The organism is Mesorhizobium sp. WSM4828 (assembly GCF_055811175.1).
Genome location: NZ_JBVVQK010000002.1, coordinates 270,991 through 288,671, shown reverse-complemented (window position 1 = coordinate 288,671; position 17,681 = coordinate 270,991). Strand labels below are relative to the sequence as shown.

At 62.9% G+C, this 17,681-nt stretch carries 17 protein-coding genes; 7 read left to right on the top strand and 10 right to left on the bottom strand.

What is annotated here, in order from left to right; translation table 11 throughout:
• Positions 1–51: 51 nt before the first annotated feature.
• The 4 genes from AC0L2X_RS04110 to AC0L2X_RS04095 form a co-directional block, all read right to left on the bottom strand.
• Positions 52–501: a DNA polymerase III subunit chi gene (locus AC0L2X_RS04110; RefSeq protein ID WP_352708523.1), complete on the bottom strand. Its 450-nt coding sequence runs from the start codon at positions 499–501 to the stop codon at positions 52–54.
• Positions 502–535: 34 nt separating this feature from the next.
• Positions 536–2,032: a leucyl aminopeptidase gene (locus tag AC0L2X_RS04105; RefSeq protein WP_473554645.1), complete on the bottom strand. Its 1,497-nt coding sequence runs from the start codon at positions 2,030–2,032 to the stop codon at positions 536–538.
• An 86-nt stretch (positions 2,033–2,118) separates the two neighbouring features.
• Positions 2,119–2,502, bottom strand: coding sequence for a VOC family protein (locus AC0L2X_RS04100; protein WP_352710692.1), 384 nt, complete (start codon positions 2,500–2,502; stop codon positions 2,119–2,121).
• A 73-nt stretch (positions 2,503–2,575) separates the two neighbouring features.
• Complete coding sequence (locus AC0L2X_RS04095; protein ID WP_473554644.1) at positions 2,576–3,742, bottom strand: flavin-containing monooxygenase; 1,167 nt, start codon at positions 3,740–3,742, stop codon at positions 2,576–2,578.
• A 354-nt stretch (positions 3,743–4,096) separates the two neighbouring features.
• On the opposite strand from AC0L2X_RS04095, the gene lptF reads away from it, so the two are divergent.
• The 7 genes from lptF to AC0L2X_RS04060 all read left to right on the top strand — a co-directional run bounded on the left by lptF (position 4,097) and on the right by AC0L2X_RS04060 (position 12,152).
• Entirely contained in the window at positions 4,097–5,299 is a 1,203-nt protein-coding gene (gene lptF, locus AC0L2X_RS04090) for an LPS export ABC transporter permease LptF (RefSeq protein WP_473554642.1), read from the top strand.
• Positions 5,296–6,381, top strand: a complete 1,086-nt coding sequence (gene lptG / locus AC0L2X_RS04085; RefSeq protein WP_473554818.1) for an LPS export ABC transporter permease LptG — start codon at positions 5,296–5,298, stop codon at positions 6,379–6,381. Before lptF ends, lptG begins: the two co-directional genes overlap by 4 nt.
• A complete protein-coding gene (locus AC0L2X_RS04080; protein WP_473554641.1) occupies positions 6,381–8,798 on the top strand; it encodes an LPS-assembly protein LptD in 2,418 nt (805 codons plus the stop codon). Before lptG ends, AC0L2X_RS04080 begins: the two co-directional genes overlap by 1 nt.
• Positions 8,799–8,915: 117 nt before the next feature.
• Positions 8,916–9,842 carry a peptidylprolyl isomerase gene (locus AC0L2X_RS04075; RefSeq protein WP_352493149.1) on the top strand — a complete coding sequence of 309 codons (927 nt, stop codon included), beginning with the start codon at positions 8,916–8,918 and terminating at the stop codon, positions 9,840–9,842.
• 12 nt (positions 9,843–9,854) lie between these two features.
• Positions 9,855–10,874: a 4-hydroxythreonine-4-phosphate dehydrogenase PdxA gene (gene pdxA, locus AC0L2X_RS04070; RefSeq protein ID WP_473554638.1), complete on the top strand. Its 1,020-nt coding sequence runs from the start codon at positions 9,855–9,857 to the stop codon at positions 10,872–10,874.
• Between the two features lie 69 nt (positions 10,875–10,943).
• Entirely contained in the window at positions 10,944–11,783 is an 840-nt protein-coding gene (rsmA, locus tag AC0L2X_RS04065; protein ID WP_473554636.1) for a 16S rRNA (adenine(1518)-N(6)/adenine(1519)-N(6))-dimethyltransferase RsmA, read from the top strand.
• A 75-nt stretch (positions 11,784–11,858) separates the two neighbouring features.
• Positions 11,859–12,152, top strand: a complete 294-nt coding sequence (locus AC0L2X_RS04060; protein ID WP_352667223.1) for a DUF1330 domain-containing protein — start codon at positions 11,859–11,861, stop codon at positions 12,150–12,152.
• On the opposite strand, the gene gmk is transcribed toward AC0L2X_RS04060, so the two are convergent.
• The 6 genes from gmk to fabG form a co-directional block, all read right to left on the bottom strand.
• Entirely contained in the window at positions 12,153–12,809 is a 657-nt protein-coding gene (gene gmk, locus AC0L2X_RS04055; RefSeq protein WP_023719822.1) for a guanylate kinase, read from the bottom strand.
• Between the two features lie 33 nt (positions 12,810–12,842).
• Positions 12,843–13,733 carry a YicC/YloC family endoribonuclease gene (locus AC0L2X_RS04050; protein ID WP_473554633.1) on the bottom strand — a complete coding sequence of 297 codons (891 nt, stop codon included), beginning with the start codon at positions 13,731–13,733 and terminating at the stop codon, positions 12,843–12,845.
• 137 nt (positions 13,734–13,870) lie between these two features.
• Positions 13,871–15,091, bottom strand: a complete 1,221-nt coding sequence (gene mltG / locus AC0L2X_RS04045) for an endolytic transglycosylase MltG (RefSeq protein WP_352567438.1) — start codon at positions 15,089–15,091, stop codon at positions 13,871–13,873.
• 93 nt (positions 15,092–15,184) lie between these two features.
• Positions 15,185–16,447: a beta-ketoacyl-ACP synthase II gene (gene fabF, locus AC0L2X_RS04040; RefSeq protein ID WP_473554630.1), complete on the bottom strand. Its 1,263-nt coding sequence runs from the start codon at positions 16,445–16,447 to the stop codon at positions 15,185–15,187.
• A gap of 34 nt (positions 16,448–16,481) precedes the next feature.
• A complete protein-coding gene (locus AC0L2X_RS04035) occupies positions 16,482–16,718 on the bottom strand; it encodes an acyl carrier protein (RefSeq protein ID WP_006203723.1) in 237 nt (78 codons plus the stop codon).
• A 188-nt stretch (positions 16,719–16,906) separates the two neighbouring features.
• Positions 16,907–17,644, bottom strand: coding sequence for a 3-oxoacyl-[acyl-carrier-protein] reductase (gene fabG, locus AC0L2X_RS04030; protein WP_473554629.1), 738 nt, complete (start codon positions 17,642–17,644; stop codon positions 16,907–16,909).
• Positions 17,645–17,681 lie beyond the last annotated feature (37 nt).

Genomic DNA, 17,681 nt, shown 5'->3' with positions numbered 1-17,681 from the left:
CTTGTCGTCGCATTCTTGCGGCGCCAGTGATTCCACTTGGCTGCAAATTCTCTAAGCCTTGCGTTCCCAGCGCCGGTCGGGCGTTTGCTGCCAGTAGGTCACGGTGTGGCCGGCCTCCTTCATTGTCTTCCAATGCGTGCGTGCCGCCTCCAGCTGGGCTGCATCGTGGCCGTCGAACAGGAACACGGCGCGCTGGTAGCCGCCAAGCTCCGGCGGCACCGCCCCATCGACCAGGAAGCGTATCTGCGCCTGGTTCGGATTGTCAGGGCCGACGGTCAGAAGCACCGGCTGCTCGGCGGGATGGGCTTCGCGATCCGTTGCGTGGGCCAGGAACGAATCGTCCCGGAAAGTCCACAAATGCTGGTCCAGCGCGTCGCGCCGTTCCTCGGTGCCGGTCTGCACCACGGCGCGCCAGCCGCGATCGACACTGCGCTCCAGGAGGCCGGGCAGCGCATCCTCCAGCGTCGATTCGGTCAGGTGATAAAACAGAATCTCGGCCATGCGTTCAGTCTACATTGTCGGAGTCCCGCCCCACTCATTGCTCGTAATGATCGCGCACCAGCCGGTCGAGCAGCCTGACGCCGAAGCCGGAAGCCCATGACTGGTTGATCTCGCTGGAAGGCGCGCCCATCGCGGTGCCGGCAATGTCGAGATGCGCCCAGGGCGTGTCCTTGACGAAGCGCTGCAGGAACTGCGCGGCGATGATGGCGCCGCCATGGCGGCCGCCGATGTTCTTCATGTCAGCATTCTTGGACTCGATCAGCTTGTCGTATTCGGCACCGAGCGGCATGCGCCATACCCGCTCCTGCGTCGCCTGTCCGGCCGCCGTCAGCCGGTCCGCCAACTCGTCATTGTTGGAGAACAAGCCGGCATAATGCTGACCGAGCGCGACCATGATGGCGCCGGTCAGCGTCGCTAGATTGATCATGAATTTCGGCTGGAAGCGGTCGTTGCAGTACCACAGCGCATCAGCCAGCACCAGGCGGCCCTCGGCGTCGGTGTTGAGCACTTCGATGGTCTGGCCCGACATCGAGGTGACGATGTCGCCTGGTCGCTGAGCGTGGCCGTCGACGGCGTTTTCGACCAGCCCGACGATGCCGACGACATTGACCTTCGCCTTGCGCGCGGCCAGCGCGTGCAACAGCCCGGTGACGGCAGCAGCGCCGCCCATGTCGCCCTTCATGTCCTCCATGCCGGAGGCGGGCTTGATCGAATTGCCGCCAGTGTCGAAGGTGACGCCCTTGCCGACGAAGGCGACCGGACTTTCCTTGGCCTTGCCGCCGTCCCACCGCATGACCGCGATGCGGGCGCCACGCGGCGAGCCCTGCGCTACGCCCAGCAGCGAACCCATGCCGAGCTTCTTCATCTCCTTCTCGGCCAGGATCTCGACCGTGACGCCGAGCGCCTCCAGTTCGGCGATGCGGGCGGCGAATTCCACCGGTCCCAAAACATTGGCCGGCTCATTGACCAAATCGCGCGCCAGCAAGACGCCGTCGATCACCGCCGCTTCTTCGGCGAAGGCCTTCTTTGCAGCTGCCGGATCGGCGGTGTGAATAGTCACCTTGACCGGCTTTTTTGGCTCGCGCTTGTCGTCACCATTGTTCTTTTTGGTCTTGTACTTGTCGAAGGAATAGCTGCGCAGCAGGATGCCTGCTGCAAGCTGAACGGCTTGCCTGCCGCTGACGGCGGCACCGGGAAGATCGAGCACGACGGCCACTTCGGTTGCCTTGCGAAAGGACGCGGCAATCGTGCCGCCGAGCTTCAGCCAGGCGTAGTCATCGAGGTTGGAGCCCTTGCCGGCGCCGACCGCCACCAGCCGCTCGAGCGATGTCCCTTCGGGTGCCAGCACTTCGACCAGGCTGGCGAATTTGCCGGTAAAGTCGGCGACCGGAAAAGCCCGATCGAGGGTGTTTGCCGGATCGCAAGCCCTGGCGGCATCGCTGAGGCCGCCCTCGTCGGCCACCAGAACGAAAACGCTGCCCTTTTTGGGCGCGGCGAATTTGGCGAAGGCGATCGAGGGTCTCGAATTCATGATGTCCTGCTTTCGGGGAAGTGCGTTGGATTATCGCGGGAGGCGTTAGATTGGGCAGATCGGACCGAAGGTGCCGTGTTGTTGCGTCAGTGAGCGGCGGCTTGAAACAGCTCGATGACATTGCCCGATGGGTCTTCGAGCAGGGTCTGGGAGCCGCCGACGCCCGTTATGATATCGTTGCGAAAGACAAGTCCAGCACTCTTGAGGTGCGCAACCTCTTCTTTCAAGTCCGAAACCACCAACAGGATGCGGTTCCAGCCTCCCGGCACCGGCTGCCGGCCATCCGGCATCGCCCGTGCGCCCGAACTGCCGGGTCCGCTTAGAAGGAGCCGTAACGCGCCGCGTGTGACCGAAGCAAAAGCCGGTCGCGCGTCCTGTTCAACAGCGAAGCCCAGATGTCCACAGTAGAAGTCGATCGAGGCGGCGACATCATCGACCATGTAGCGAATGCTGACTGGCGTCATGATCATTGACCTTTCAGTTCGAGCACGTTTCAACAAGGCGTGTCCATTGTGGGCGGAACAGTCGGCATAGTCCGGCTCATCATCGCTGCTTGACAATCCGCGCCGCTATCGCCCTGGCCTGAATGCCGGCGTTGGCGAAACAACCGCGAATGCTCGGCCGCATGCCGGTAAACCACAGACCGGGCAATTTCGGATCGGCATCGCCGCCGTTGAAAATTGGAACGCCCTTGCCGTCGAGCACGCCGAGTTTGCCGACCATCTGTTCCAGACCGGTGCGATAGCCGGTCGCCGCAATGACGATATCGGGCGTGATCAACCTGCCGTCATTCAACACGATGCCGTCCTGGGTAAATTCCCGCAATGGTGGCACCACCACGATCGTGCCTGCCTTGATAGCGCGAACCGCGCCGTCATCGGCTGCGATCGCGGTGTAGTCGGCGCTCAGACGGCTCGCACCGCCTATGGGGGCCGGCGGAAGCCCAAATTTCGTCAGGTCGCCGAAAACCAGGCGCTGGGTTGTCGCCATCACCGCGTCGGCCAGCCGCACCGGCAAGCTCGCCATTAACGGTGAAAGCCTGTGGACGGCGACTTTGCCGATGCGTTTCGGCAGCAGTGACGGGCCGTTGCGGGCCGACAGCCAGATGCTTTGGGCGTCTGCATTCGCAAGATAATTGAGTACGTCGAACCCCGAATTGCCGGCACCGACCACCAGCACCTTTTTGCCGGCATAGTCCTTCGCCTCGCCAAAATCGGCCGAATGGATAATCCGGCCTGCAAAATCGTTCATGCCTTTCCACGCGGGGATAAACGGCTGCCGGTCGCGCCCGGTGGCGACGACGACATGGCGCGCCGGACGGAATCCGGCGTTCGTCCGCACGGTCCAGTGATCGCCGTCGAACGTGATCTCTTCAACGGAAACGCCGAATGCAACCGGCAGACCATGCGCCTTGCTGAAATCGTTCAGATGGCGAATGACGGCCGATTTATGCGGAAAAGCCGGGGTGCCTGCGGGATAGCCGACGCCGGGCAGCGTCGAGAGATCGCGATGCGTATTGAGGTGCAGCCGCTGGTGCCGCCGATGCCAGGGTTCGGCAAGCCGGCTCTCCCTTTCCAGGACGAGCGTCGGTACGCCGGCCTTCATCAAGGCGTGGGCGGCGGCAAGGCCGGCCGCGCCGGCGCCGACCACGATCGCGCCGTCAAAGACGGTTTCCCGACCGGTTTGACTGCGCAATTTTTCCGCTTCCATGCTGGGGCTCAACAGATCCTGACCCGTCTTATCACGCCGCGGCGGTCGCGACCGGCGCGACATTTGGTCGTTTTGCCGCATTTGACAAGACTTTGGCCGAAATCGCTCCCATATGCGATATCGAACCATCCACGATTCGTCGCGGCACGGCCCCGCTTCCCGCCGCAACCTGTTGTTAACCAACAATGTTCGCCCTTTCTTATCCATTGCCGCCGACACTCCGGCCCAGCGGACTTTGCGATCCGGAACAGAACCCAGATCGAACCGCCAAACTGAGCCAGTTGTGCAGCCGGCGCCGGACGACTACCTTGTTCCAAGGCATGATGCCGTTCGAAATCGCCGAGAAAAGCCTTCATGAAGGTCGTTGAACGTTACATCATGCGCCGTGCTTTCGCGGTATTCGCGCTGGCGCTCGTCTGGACGCTGGCGATCGTGTGGACGACTCAGGTGCTCGCCCGCATCGACCTCGTCACCGATAGCGGTCAGTCGGCCCTCACCTTCTTCGAAGTCGCAGCGCTGATCATCCCGACGATCGTTCCGATCGTCGTGCCGTTCGCCCTGGTAGTCGCGGTCGCCCAGATCCTCAGCGTGATGAATTCGGATTCGGAGCTGGCCGTCATCAATGCCGCCGGCGCATCACGCTGGACCATCGTCAGGCCGATCATGCTTCTGGCACTCGCAGCCAGCGTTTTTTCCTTCGCCGTCGACAATGGCGTCGACCCATACGCACGCCAGAAGAACCGCGAGTTGATTGCGTCGTCGCGTGCCGATCTGTTGTCGTTGATCATCCAGGAAGGCACCTTCCGCAAGATTGATGACGGCCTGTTCCTGCAGGTCGGCGAACGGCTTCCCGACAATCGCCTCGGCGGCATCTTCGTCGCCGATTCGCGCGAAGAAGGCGTCAATCTCGTCTATTATGCCAAGACTGGCAGCATCATCGAACGCGGCGACGAGAAGGTGCTGATGATGAATGACGGCGTCATCCATCGCAAAACCATGACCGGCGACCTCTCGGTGATCCGGTTCACCTCCTATGCCTTCGACTTGTCCGCTTTCATGTCGGCATCATCTGACATCCTGCTTTTACCGAAGGACCGGACGACCCAGTATCTGTTCAATCCCAGTCCGAATGACAAGATGTACCAGCAAAAGCCGAACCGGTACCTGGCCGAGCTCAACCAGCGTTTTTCCGAGTGGTCCTATTCGCTCGTCTTCGCGCTGATCGCGCTCGCCGTCGCCGGAGATGCGCGCTCGCATCGCGAGGCGCGTGTGCACCCGCTGATCACGGCAATCGCGATCGCACTGTTCGTGCGCTGGCTCGGGTTCTTTGCCGCCGGCAAGGCCGACAAGGTGCCGCAATATGCCTATATGGTCTACGGCGTCCCGATCGTGGCATCGGCGATCGCCATCTGGTTCATCGTGTCCAACCGGACCATGGAACTGCCGGTTGCCTGGGCCGATTGGATAACCAATCTTGCCGGTCGCTTCAGTGACGGCTGGAGCGCCATCAAGCTCCGTTTTGCCAGGCGTGGCGCATCCGGACAGGGAGCCGGCTGATGGGCTGGACTCTGGGTCGGTACTTCTTCTTTCGCTATGTGACGATCACCATCTGGTTCTTCATCGGCCTCTTGGCGCTGGTGTTTCTGATCGATTTCACCGAGCTTTCCGGCCGCACGACCGGCGTGCCGGGCTTCACCTACGCAACCGCGTTCGCCATTTCGGGGCTCAGGATGCCGATGATCATGCTGCAGACGGTGCCGTTCGTCGGCCTGTTCTCGGCGATGGCGACGTTGGTGTCGCTCAACCGCAAGTATGAATTGGTCATCGCCCGTTCCGCCGGCGTCTCTGCATGGCAGTTCCTGCTGCCATGCTGCATCGGGGCGCTGCTGTTCGGAGCCTTGTCGGTCGGCGTCATCAATCCGGTAGCCGCGCACGCCTATTCCTGGTCCGAGGAGATCGAGACCCAGCTCCGTTCGGGCAAGTCGAACAGCGTCTCGGCCGATGCCGCGCCCTGGATCAGGCAGAAAACCAGCGCCGGCGACACCATCATCGGCGCACGCGCCATTCTCAATCAAGGCCTGGAGATGGCCGACGCGGTCTTCTTCAGTTTCAGCCCGCAAGGCGACATCATCGAGCGCAAGGATGCGGCGCGCGCCTTTTTGCGGGACGGCTACTGGGAATTGCAGGACGTCAAGGTGTTTCGGGATGGCACCATCCAGTCGTTACCCAGCGATCGGCTGCCGACCAATCTCAAGCCGGAATTCGTGCAAGAGCGGTTGGCGCGCCCTGAGACCATTCCCTTCTACGATCTGCCCGGCAAGATCGAAGTGGCCCGCTCCTTCGGCCTCAAGGCAAATGCCTTCGCGATGCAGTTCAATTCCCTGATTGCGCTGCCTTTCCTGCTTGTCGCGATGACGCTGATTGCGGCAACGGTATCAATGCGATTTGCGAGGATGGGGCAGTCGGCAACGATGATTCTGGGTGGCATCGTGGCCGGCTTTCTGCTTTATGTCGTTTCGGTGCTGGTCAAGGCATTCGGCGTAGCGGGATTCGTACCCACTGCCGTAGCGGCTTGGGTCCCGGTTGTCGTGGCTATGTTCTTCGGGGTGACATTCCTGCTATACAAGGAAGACGGCTAGTGAGGGAGGCGGTTTTGCGCAGCCATAGGCACGCCGGTTTGGCACGCCTCTCTGCGGCGAGCGCCTTGGCATGCCTGCTTGCCAGCGTCGCCCCGATTGCTTCGGCTTTTGCCCAGGACGTCAGTGACCTGGCAACGAAGGTTCCGAGCGGCACGCAGATGCTGCTGGCAGCCGATACGCTGGTCTACGACAACGACAAGCAGACCGTGACGGCCGTCGGCGGCGTCCAGATCGACTACGGCGGCAACCGTCTCGTTGCCCAGCGGGTCGAATACAACCGCAACACCAAACGCCTCGTCGCCAGCGGCAATGTCGAACTCGTCAATAGCGACGGCACCAAAATCTATTCGCAGCATGCCGACATCACCGACGATTTCGCGGACGGCTTTGTCAACGCGCTGCGTGTCGAGACCATAGACAAGGCGTATTTCGCCGCCGAAAGCGCGGAGCGCATGGGCGGCGTGCTGACGACGTTCCACAATGGCGTCTACACCGCCTGCGAGCCGTGCGAGGACCAGCCCGACAAAGCGCCGACCTGGCGTATCAAGGCCAGGAAGATCATCTGGAACGGCGAGAAGAAGACGGTTCGCTTCGAGAACTCGAATTTCGAGTTCTTCGGCTTTCCGCTGGCCTATCTGCCGGCTTTCGAGATCGCCGACCCAACGGTCAAGCGCAAGAGCGGCTTCCTGATCCCCGGCGTCGCCTACAAGAGCGATCTCGGCGTCGGTGTTAAAGTCCCCTATTATTTCGCGCTCTCGCCGACCTACGATCTCACTGTCACCGGCAGCGGCTATACCAAGCAAGGTTTCCTCGGTGAGGCCGAGTGGCGGCAGCGCTTCAACAACGGTCAGTACAGCCTGAAGATTGCGGGCATCCGGCAGGAGAATCCCGACGCCTTCATCGACGACAATGGCCACAACGTGAATTCGGGTACAGCAGGCGACCCGAACAGGTTCCGCGGCATGATGGGCACCCAGGGCCAGTTCGCCATCAACCCGCGCTGGGACTTCGGCTGGGACATCCTGCTGCAGAGCGACAAGAATTTCGCGCGCACCTATGACATCGATGGCTTCAACGATAGCGTGCACCGCTCCGAGGTGTACCTGACGGGGCTCAACGATCGCAATTACTTCGATGTGCGCGCCATGCACTTCGACGTTCAGGAAGACACGCTCGCCAGCGATCCGACCGCACGCGCCGCCAAGCAGCCCTGGGTGCTGCCCTCGCTCGACTATGCCTATATCCCCGACATGCCGGTGGCCGGCGGGCAGCTGTCGTTCGACGTCAACGCGCGGGTCATTGACCGCGACAGGCTCGATACGGCTCTTGCAAATTCCGGCATCCCTTCGTCCGTCAACAACGTCCGCGGCATCGACGGTCAATCCGGCCGCCTTACCGCGGAAGCGGAATGGAAGCGCACCTTCACCACCGATGGCGGGCTGCTGCTGACACCGCTCCTGGCGCTGCGCGGCGACGCCGGCTACGTCAACGCCTCCTCGGCCTCGCTCGACGCCATCAACCAGATGGCGACCAATCTCGGCGTCGAGGACGATATGCGTTCATCGCTTGCCCGCTACATGGCGACCGCCGGCCTTGAGATGCGCTGGCCGGTGCTGTTCTCGATGACCAGTTCCAGCCATGTTTTCGAACCGATGGCGCAGGTATTCATGCGTCCGAACGAGCAATATGTCGGCGGGCTGGCGGTCCCCAACGAGGACGCCCAGAGCTTCGTCTTCGACGCCACGACGCTGTTCGAGCGCGACAAATTCTCGGGCTATGACCGCATGGAAGGCGGCACACGCGCCAATGTCGGGCTGCGCTATTCCGGCGCATACGACAATGGCTGGGGCACCAATGCGGTGTTCGGCCAATCCTACCAGCTCGGCGGCCAGAACTCGTTCGGCACGCCGGACCTGGTCAATGTCGGCGCCTATTCAGGCCTTGAAACTGCAACCTCCGACTATGTCGGCCTTGTCGGCTTCAACAGCCCCAGCGGGTTTTCCGGCTCGGTCAGCGGCCGTTTCGACGAGCAAAGCTTCGAGATCCGCCGCGCTGAGGTGAAGGCCGCCTTTTCAGGCCTGCCGGTATCGCTGAGCGCCAAATACGCCTTCATCCAGGCGCAGCCGCTCTATGGCTTCTCGACCGATCGCCATGAGGTTACGCTCGGCGCCTCGACACATCTTGCTGAGAATTGGCGCGTCTTTGGCACCGGCACATATGATCTGGAGCAGAGCGTTCTGGTCAAGGACGGGGTCGGCTTTGCCTATAGTGATTCATGCTTTACCTATTTGATGACGTTTTCGGAAAGACGTGACCTGAACACCAAGGAAGTATCGCAGAACGTCGGCTTCAACCTGTCGTTCCGCACGCTCGGCGATTTCGGCTCGTCGCAACGCTCCATCGACACCATCCAATAACGGGCAGCGGTCGGCAACGGGGCGGCTGGCGGACGACATTGTTTCGCCGCATAGAGCAGGCACGAATTTTGGCGGCCTGAACTGGGATAGGTTGGGCCGAATCGGGATGGAATTGGGATGCTTTCGATGAGGAAATACCTCTTTTCAGCAGGGTTCGCGCTGCTGGTGGCGTTCTCGACCACCGCAGTGACGCAGCCAGTTTTCGCCACCGAGATCAAATACGTCGTCAACAACATACCGATCACCACCGGCGACATCCAGCATCGGGCCGCTTTCCTGCGCCTGCAGCACAGAAAGGGCGATGCCGGCCAGGAAATGATCGACCAGACGCTGCGTCTGGCCGAAGCCCGGCGGCTCGGCATCCGTATCAGCGACGAGCAGGTCGATGCCGCTTATCAGCGTTTCGCTACCAGCAACAAGATGCCGCTCAAGCAGCTTGACGGCGCGATGGCGCAATCCGGCGTCACCAAGGAGCATTTCAAGGACTTTATCCGGGCGCAGATGGCCTGGAACCAGGCGCTGACCGCGCGTCACCGTTCTAGCGACGGCGGCGGCGCAATGGGCGAGCAGGACCTCGTCAAGCGCATGCTCGAAAAAGGCGGTAGCAAACCGAGCGCCACAGAGTACATGTTGCAGCAGGTCATCTTCGTGGTGCCGGCCGCCGAGCGAAGCGCGACGCTGGCCAAGCGCAAACGCGAAGCCGACGCCATGCGCGCCCGCTTCAACGGCTGCAACACCACGCGCGAATTCGCCAAGGGCCTGATCGATGTCACCGTTCGCGATCTCGGCCGGGTGTTGGCGCCGCAATTGCCGGCGGACTGGGCCGAGCAGATAAAGGCTACAAAGGTCGGCGGCGCCACCACGACCCGCGAAACCGACCGCGGTGTCGAATTCATCGGCATCTGCTCGTCGCGCGAAGTGTCAGACGACAAAGCCGCGCAGATGGTGTTCCAGAGTGAAGATTCGAGCGACAAGAACGCCGACGAACTCTCGAAGAAATATGTCGAGGAGTTGCGGAAGAAAGCCCGCATAATCGAGCGCTGAAGTCGAAGCGCCGTGCCTGACCCAGAGCTTCCGCTGGCGTTGAGCGTCGGCGATCCGTCCGGCGTAGGGCCGGACATCGCCATCGCCGCCTGGCAGGCCCGCGATAGCGCTGGCGTTCCGTCTTTTTATCTCCTTGCCGATCCGGCACTGATTGCCGCGCGGGCGCACAGGCTCGGCACCGATATCGCGATTGCCGAGACGACGCCGGCGCAAGCGCCGGGGGTGTTTTCGCGCGCGCTGCCGGTGGTGGCGCTTGCTGCCCGTTTCGTCGACAGTCCCGGCCGCCCGGATCCAGCCAACGCCGCGGGCATCATCGAGGCGATCGACCGCGCCGTTGCCGACTGCCTCGCCGGCCGGGCTGCCGCGGTCGTCACCTGCCCCATTGCCAAGAAGCCACTCTACGATGCCGGCTTTCGCTTTCCCGGCCACACCGAATATCTGGCGCATCTGGTATCGCTTCACACCGGCACTGAAGTGATACCGGTAATGCTGCTTGCCGGCCCGGACCTGCGCACCGTGCCGGTCACCATCCACATCGCACTGGCCGAGGTGCCGAAGGCGCTGACGACCGACCTGATCGTCGCCACCGGCCGCATCACCGCCGCCGACCTTGCAAACCGTTTCGGAATTGCCAAGCCGCGGCTCGCCGTTGCCGGCCTCAACCCGCATGCCGGCGAAGGCGGCGCGATGGGCACCGAAGACGAGCGGATCGTGCGCCCGGCGATCGACCGGCTGAGGCAGGAAGGGATCGACGCCTTCGGGCCATTGCCGGCCGACACGCTGTTTCATGCTCGCGCCCGCGCCGGCTACGACGTGGCGCTCTGCATGTATCACGACCAGGCGCTGATCCCGGCCAAGGCGCTGGCGTTTGACGAGGCGGTCAACGTCACGCTCGGCCTGCCCTTCGTCCGCACCTCGCCCGACCACGGCACCGCCTTCGACATCGCCGGCAAGGGCATCGCCCGTGCCGACAGCCTGATTGCGGCGCTGAAACTCGCGCGCCTGCTTGCCGATACCGGGAAAAGGCCGTAGGCCACTGAGCCCAATGAGCCCAATTCGATGGGCTTAACCCGATGAGCCCAGCCCGATGAGCCCAGCCCGATGAGCATAGACGGCCTTCCGCCCCTGCGCGAGGTGATCGAGCGCCATGGGCTGCAGGCGAAAAAGGCACTCGGCCAGAATTTTCTGCTCGACCTTAACCTGACAAGCAAGATTGCGCGAACCGCCGGCGACCTTTCCGATGTTACGGTTATCGAGGTCGGTCCCGGCCCGGGCGGGCTGACTCGAGCCCTGCTCCTCAACGGCGCCCGGCGAGTCGTCGCGATCGAGCGCGACGAGCGTTGCCTGGCGGCTTTGGCCGAGATAGCGAACCACTATCCGGGTCGGCTCGAGATCGTAGCCGGCGATGCGCTGAAAACTGATTTTGCGGCGCTTGCCAAAGGCGTGCCGGGAAGCGGCGGGTCGGCGAAAATCGTCGCCAACCTGCCTTACAATGTTGGTACCGAATTGCTGATCCGCTGGCTGACCGTTATCGAGTGGCCGCCTTTCTACGCATCGATGACGTTGATGTTCCAGCGCGAGGTCGCCGAACGCATTGCAGCCAGCCCCGGCAGCGAGGCCTATGGCCGGCTCGGCGTGCTGGCAGGCTGGCGGACGGAGGCGAGGATTGCCTTCGACGTACCGCCGCAGGCGTTCACGCCGCCACCCAAGGTGACGTCCTCGGTGGTGCATCTGGTGCCGCGCGCCAACCCCTTGCCGGCAGAGGTGAAACGGCTCAGCCGCGTCACCGAAGCGGCATTCGGCCAGCGCCGGAAAATGCTGCGGCAGAGCGTGAAAAGCCTCGGTGGCGAGGCACTGCTCACCCGCGCCGGCATCGATCCGACCAGGCGTGCGGAGACGCTCAGCGTCGAGGAATTCGTGCGGCTGACGAATGCGGTGTGATGCCGGGAAGCGTCCGCGTGGAATTTCCGCACTCATGGCATAGATAGCCAGACAGACCCTGCCCGGAGACAAACAGTGGCCGCCTATGTCATTTCCGACGTCACAATCCGTGACGCAGAGGCTATCGAAGCCTATCGCGCCCGCGCGGCTGCCTCCATCGCCCAGCATGGCGGGCGCTATCTGGTACGCGGCGGCGAGGTGGAAATGTTGGAAGGCGACTGGTCTCCCGGGCCGCTGATCATCGTGGAATTCCCCGACATGGACACGGCGCGGCGTTGGTACCGCTCCCCAGAATATGCCGCGGCACTGGAACTGCGCGACGCCGCGCTCAGCCGCAATCTGATCCTGGTCGCGGGGACAGCGCCTTGATCAATCCGTCTTTTCGTCGAGCAGCCCCGAGACGAAATCGAACAGGCCCGGCCGGCGATCGCGTCTGAGCCGTTCGGCCGTGACGATGCCGCGCACCTCGGCGAAAGCGCGGTCGAGATCGTCGTTGACGATGACGAAATCATATTCCTTCCAGTGCTCGATCTCGTTGCGGGCGTTCTTGAGCCGCGTCTCGATCACCGCTTCCTGGTCCTCGGCGCGACGCTTCAGCCGCGCCTTCAATTCCTTCATCGATGGCGGCAGGATGAAGATCGAGACGATATCGGCGCGCATCTTCTCCTTGAGCTGCTGGGCGCCTTGCCAGTCGATGTCGAACAGCATGTCGCGGCCTTCGGCCAGCGCCTGTTCAGCCGGCTCGCGCGGCGTCGCGTAGCAATTGCCGTGTACCTCGGCCCATTCGAGCAGCGCGTCCGAATCGCGCAGCCGCTCGAACTCGCGCATGGTGCGGAAGTGATAATGGACGCCCTCGATCTCACTGCCGCGGCGTGGCCGCGTGGTGACCGAGACCGACAATTCGAGGCTGGAATCGCTCTCCAGCAGGTTGCGCGCAATCGTCGACTTGCCGGCGCCTGACGGCGACGACAAGACCAGCATCAGCCCGCGGCGCCGAATGCGGGAACCCACATCCCTAGTGGTCATGGGGCTTGGCAGTCATGTGGCTTGGCATCGGGATCATTCCAGATTCTGGACCTGTTCGCGAAACTGGTCGACGACCGCCTTCAGTTCCAGCCCGATGGCGGTGACCGCGGCAGCATTCGACTTGGAACACAGCGTATTCGATTCGCGGTTGAATTCCTGTGCCAGGAAATCGAGCTTGCGGCCGATGGCGCCACCGCCGGCGAGCAGTGCCCGCCCCGACACCACGTGCGTCTTCAGCCGGTCGATTTCCTCGCGTATGTCGGCCTTGGTGGCCAGGAACGCCGCTTCCATATGCAGCCGGCTGGCATCCAGGTTGGCAGACGCGTCCATCAACAGGCGGATCTGCTCGGCGAGCCTTTCGCGGATCGTGGCCGGTTCGCGTGATGGATCGGCCTCGGCCCGCAGCGTCAGCGCCTCGATGGCATCGATATGGCCAGACAGCAGGGAACGAAGTGCGGCACCTTCGCTCTGGCGCGCCTGCTGCAGCCCGCTCAGTGCAGCTTCCAGCGCCGACAGTATCGCGGTATCGAGCGCACTGCGCGCCTCTTCGGTTTCGATGGTTTCGGGAATGTCGAGCACGCCGCGCAGCGCAAGCAGCCCGTCGGCCGCCGCAGGTGCTACTCCGAACTGCTCCTGCAGCCGCTTGGCCAAGCCCGCCAGATCCGTCAGGAAAGCCTCGTTGACCACGGGTTGCGCTTGAGCGCCGGCGGCGCGGCCAATGGTCAGCGTCATCTGGAAATTGCCGCGCGCAAAACGCTTTTGCACCGTCTGCCGGACGGCCGGCTCCAGCCGGTCAAAACCTTGCGGCAGCCGCAGCCTGACCTCGACGCTTTTGCCGTTGACGGACTTGGCTTCCCAGGCAATCGAAGTGCCGTCGTGTTCGGCGACACTGCGCGCAAAACCGGTCATGCTCTGCAAGTTCATGTAGCCGTGCGTCCCTTTGCCGAATGCCCCTCAAGCCGGAGCGATTTCTCCGGACAGGATCACGTGAATTTCAATGCCACAGCAGCCCTTGCACATCCACCCGGACATGCACAGGGCCAACCTGATGGCGTCCGGCCCTACTGGGCGGCGGTGGCGCCCGCATCGTCAACGATGGCTCCCGCCGGCGTGTCGGCCCCGGTATTGGTTGCCCCGGCCTTGGCGGCGTCCTGCGCCTGCTTTTTCAGCAGTGCCCGGTAGCGGGCGACATTCTCATTATGCTCATCGAGCGTCGAGGCAAAGACGTGCCCGCCGCTGCCGTCGGCGACGAAGTAAAGATCGCTGGTTTTCGACGGATTGGCGACGGCCTCCAGCGCTGCACGGCCGGGATTGGCGATCGGCGTCGGCGGCAAGCCGTTGATCAGATAGGTGTTGTAGGGCGTCGGCTTCTGGATGTCCGACTGATAGATCGGGCGGTCGATGGGTTTGCCCTTGCCGCCGAACAGGCCGTAGATGATGGTTGGATCCGACTGCAGCCGCATACCCTTGGCCAGCCGGTTGAGGAAGACAGCGGCCACACGCGAGCGTTCATCGCCCTTGCCGGTCTCCTTCTCGACAATCGAGGCCAGGGTGACAAAATCCTCAACGTTGGCGATCGGCAGGTCCGGCGCTCGGCGCTGCCAGACTTCGTCGACCAGCTTCTTCTGGTCGGCAAGAAGCTTGTCGACCATCTGCTGGCGTGTTGCGCCGCGGGTGAAGCGCAGCGTGTCGGTGGCGAGGCTGCCCTCAGGTGGAGTGGTCGACGGCATGTCGCCGGTCAGCGCGTCCTGCTCGGCGATCCGTTGCAGCGCCTGCTCGACCGTCAGCCCCTCGGGGATAGTCAGCGAATACATCACCGACTTGCCGCTCTTCAGCAGTTCCATGATGTCGTGCATCGACGCCTGCGGCTTGATCTCGTATTCGCCCGCTTTCAGGGCGGAATCATTGCCGAAGGCGCGCACGCCAAGGCGGAAAATGCGAGCGTCGCTAATCAGCCCTCGCCGCTCAAGCTGGTCGGCGATCTCCTGGACGCCGCTATTCGGCTTGACCAGGAAAGTGTCGCCATTGGCCGACGGGCCGGGCTCGTTGAACTCCTGCTTGCCGAAATACAGCGCAACGCCTGCCGCAAGGACCATCAGCATCACCGAAGAGATGACGAAATTCATGAACACGACGAACTGGCTGCGCGAGGCACGCGAGCGCTTCGGCGGCGGCGTGCCGGCCTCGGGCCGCAACGCCTCGCTGGCCGTCTTCGGCACGATCGGGCCGGGCGTTGCTGCCCGTTGCCCGAATTCCCCGTTATCGGCCGGATTTGTGTTCATAGCGCCCTACCAATTGATCTTGCGACGAATCCCCTCGGGCAGAGTAGGGGCGAATATGGCAAAATTGACGGCAGACGGAAACCGGCGGAGCGGTCAGCCATTGTAGCGCTGGAAGACGAGCGAGGCGTTGGTGCCACCGAAGCCGAAGGAGTTGGACAGCGCCACGTCGATCTGCCGGGCTCGCGGCTTGTGCGGCACCAGGTCGATCGCCGTTTCGCGCTCCGGATTGTCGAGATTGATGGTCGGCGGCGCGATGTTGTCGCGAATGGCGAGGATCGAAAAGATCGCCTCGGCAGCACCAGCCGCGCCCAGCAGGTGGCCAATCGACGATTTGGTCGACGACATCGATATCTTCGAGGCGGCGTTGCCGACCAGCCGCTCGACGGCGCCGAGTTCGATCGTATCGGCCATGGTCGATGTGCCGTGCGCGTTGATGTAGTCGACATCGGCCGGCGTCAGCTTCGCCCGATTCAGCGCCGCGGTCATGCAACGGAAAGCGCCGTCGCCATCCTCGGCGGGCGCGGTGATGTGATAGGCGTCACCGGTCAGACCGTAGCCGGTGACCTCGGCATAGATCTTGGCTCCGCGGGCCTTGGCGTGTTCGAGTTCCTCGAGCACGACAACACCGGCGCCCTCTCCCATGACGAAGCCGTCGCGATCGCGATCATAGGGGCGTGAGGCCGTTTGCGGCGCGTCGTTTCGCTCGGTGGAGAGCGCGCGGCAAGCGGCGAACCCGGCGATCGAGAGTCTCGTCACCGGCGCTTCGGCGCCGCCCGCGACCATAACGTCGGCATCGCCCCAGATGATCAGCCGGGCGGCATCGCCGATGGCATGCGCACCGGTCGAGCAAGCGGTGACGACGGCATGGTTGGGGCCTTTCAGCCCATGCCGGATCGAGACCTGACCGGAAACGAGGTTGATGATCTGGCCGGGAATGAAGAACGGGCTGATGCGGCGCGGACCGCGTTCCTTGAGGATCATCGCATTCTCGGCGATGCCTTCGATGCCGCCGATGCCCGAACCGATCAGGACGCCGGTGGCGCACTGTTCCTCATGCGTCTTCGGCTGCCAGCCGGAATCCTTGAGTGCCTCGTCGGCGGCCGCGATCCCGTACAGGATGAAGTCGCCGACTTTGCGCAGCTCCTTCGGCTCGAGAACGGCTTCAGGATTGAAAGTGGCATTGGAGCCGTCACCGCGCGGAATGACGTGGGCGACCTTGCAGGCAAGATCTTCCACCTCGAATTCGGTGATGCGCTTGGCTGCGCTGCGGCCGGTCAGAAGCTCCTTCCAGCTGTGCTCGAAGCCCATGCCGAACGGCGAAAGCAGCCCAAGGCCCGTGACGACGACACGCCTCATCGCAGGTCCTCCCCGGTGATGACTGCAAATAGCGTCAGGCGGAGGCCTTGTCGATGTATTTCACCGCATCGCCAACAGTCAGGATGGTCTCGGCGGCGTCGTCCGGGATTTCGACACCGAACTCTTCTTCGAACGCCATGACAAGTTCGACCGTGTCGAGGCTGTCCGCGCCCAGATCATCGATGAAGCTCGCCTGCTCCGTCACCTTGTCGGCATCGACGCCAAGGTGCTCGATGACGATCTTCTTGACGCGCTCTGCGGTGTCACTCATTTGGGCATCCTCGTCTTTTGGTTGTCTGTCTTCGTTAGCGGGCAGAATGCCGCTAATCAAGCTGAAAGATGGTCCTGCCGGAAACGCAGCGGAACAGGACCGGTTTTTGCCCGAACCGCCGGGTTGCGGGCGGCATTACACGAAAAATCCCGTGCATCCAAGACGGAATGAAGCGTTTTCCCAAGTGTTTAGATCATTGCCATGCCGCCATTGACATGAATGGTCTGGCCAGTGACGTAGGCTGCCTCGTTGGAAGCTAGGTAGGCGACGGCAGAGGCGACTTCGGCGCCCGTGCCCATGCGCCGGGTCGGGATCGCCGCCATGATCGCCTCCTTCTGCTTGTCGTTGAGCTTGGCGGTCATCGCCGATTCGATGAAGCCTGGGGCGACGCAGTTGACGGTGACATTGCGGGTGGCGATCTCCTGCGCCAGCGATTTGGAAAAGCCGATCATACCGGCTTTGGAGGCGCAGTAATTGGTCTGGCCGGGATTGCCGGTGACGCCGACCACTGAGGTGATGTTGATGATGCGGCCATGGCGGCGCCGCATCATCGGATGGGTAAGCTCGCGGGTCAGCCGGAACACGGCGGTCAAGTTGACCTCGAGCACGCTATCCCAGTCGGCATCAGCCATGCGTACGAACAACCCGTCCTTGGTGATGCCGGCATTGTTGACGAGGATGTCGACGCCTTCGAGATCGGCCTCCGCCTTCTGGCCGAGCGCCTTGACGTCGTCGCGATTGGAAAGATTGGCCGGGAAAAGCTTGACCCGGTCGCCCAGTTCGGCGGCCAGCGCCTCCAGTTTCTCGATACGTGTGCCGTGCAGGCCGACGATGACGCCCTGGGCATGCAGCACGCGGGCGATCGCCTCGCCGATGCCCCCCGATGCGCCGGTGACGAGCGCCTTGCGGCCGGTCAATTCGAACATTCTTGCCTCCTGATCTGAGCGAACACCCTTCGCATGG

Bases quoted from the DNA above. Each gene is read 5' to 3' on its own strand.
- AC0L2X_RS04110 (WP_352708523.1), bottom strand. From the start codon at position 501: ATGGCCGAGATTCTGTTTTATCACCTGACCGAATCGACGCTGGAGGAT.
- AC0L2X_RS04105 (WP_473554645.1), bottom strand. From the start codon at position 2,032: ATGAATTCGAGACCCTCGATCGCCTTCGCCAAATTCGCCGCGCCCAAA.
- AC0L2X_RS04100 (WP_352710692.1), bottom strand. From the start codon at position 2,502: ATGATCATGACGCCAGTCAGCATTCGCTACATGGTCGATGATGTCGCC.
- AC0L2X_RS04095 (WP_473554644.1), bottom strand. From the start codon at position 3,742: ATGGAAGCGGAAAAATTGCGCAGTCAAACCGGTCGGGAAACCGTCTTT.
- lptF (WP_473554642.1), top strand. From the start codon at position 4,097: ATGAAGGTCGTTGAACGTTACATCATGCGCCGTGCTTTCGCGGTATTC.
- AC0L2X_RS04075 (WP_352493149.1), top strand. From the start codon at position 8,916: ATGCTTTCGATGAGGAAATACCTCTTTTCAGCAGGGTTCGCGCTGCTG.
- rsmA (WP_473554636.1), top strand. From the start codon at position 10,944: ATGAGCATAGACGGCCTTCCGCCCCTGCGCGAGGTGATCGAGCGCCAT.
- gmk (WP_023719822.1), bottom strand. From the start codon at position 12,809: ATGACCACTAGGGATGTGGGTTCCCGCATTCGGCGCCGCGGGCTGATG.
- AC0L2X_RS04050 (WP_473554633.1), bottom strand. From the start codon at position 13,733: ATGAACTTGCAGAGCATGACCGGTTTTGCGCGCAGTGTCGCCGAACAC.
- mltG (WP_352567438.1), bottom strand. From the start codon at position 15,091: ATGAACACAAATCCGGCCGATAACGGGGAATTCGGGCAACGGGCAGCA.
- fabF (WP_473554630.1), bottom strand. From the start codon at position 16,447: ATGAGGCGTGTCGTCGTCACGGGCCTTGGGCTGCTTTCGCCGTTCGGC.
- AC0L2X_RS04035 (WP_006203723.1), bottom strand. From the start codon at position 16,718: ATGAGTGACACCGCAGAGCGCGTCAAGAAGATCGTCATCGAGCACCTT.
- fabG (WP_473554629.1), bottom strand. From the start codon at position 17,644: ATGTTCGAATTGACCGGCCGCAAGGCGCTCGTCACCGGCGCATCGGGG.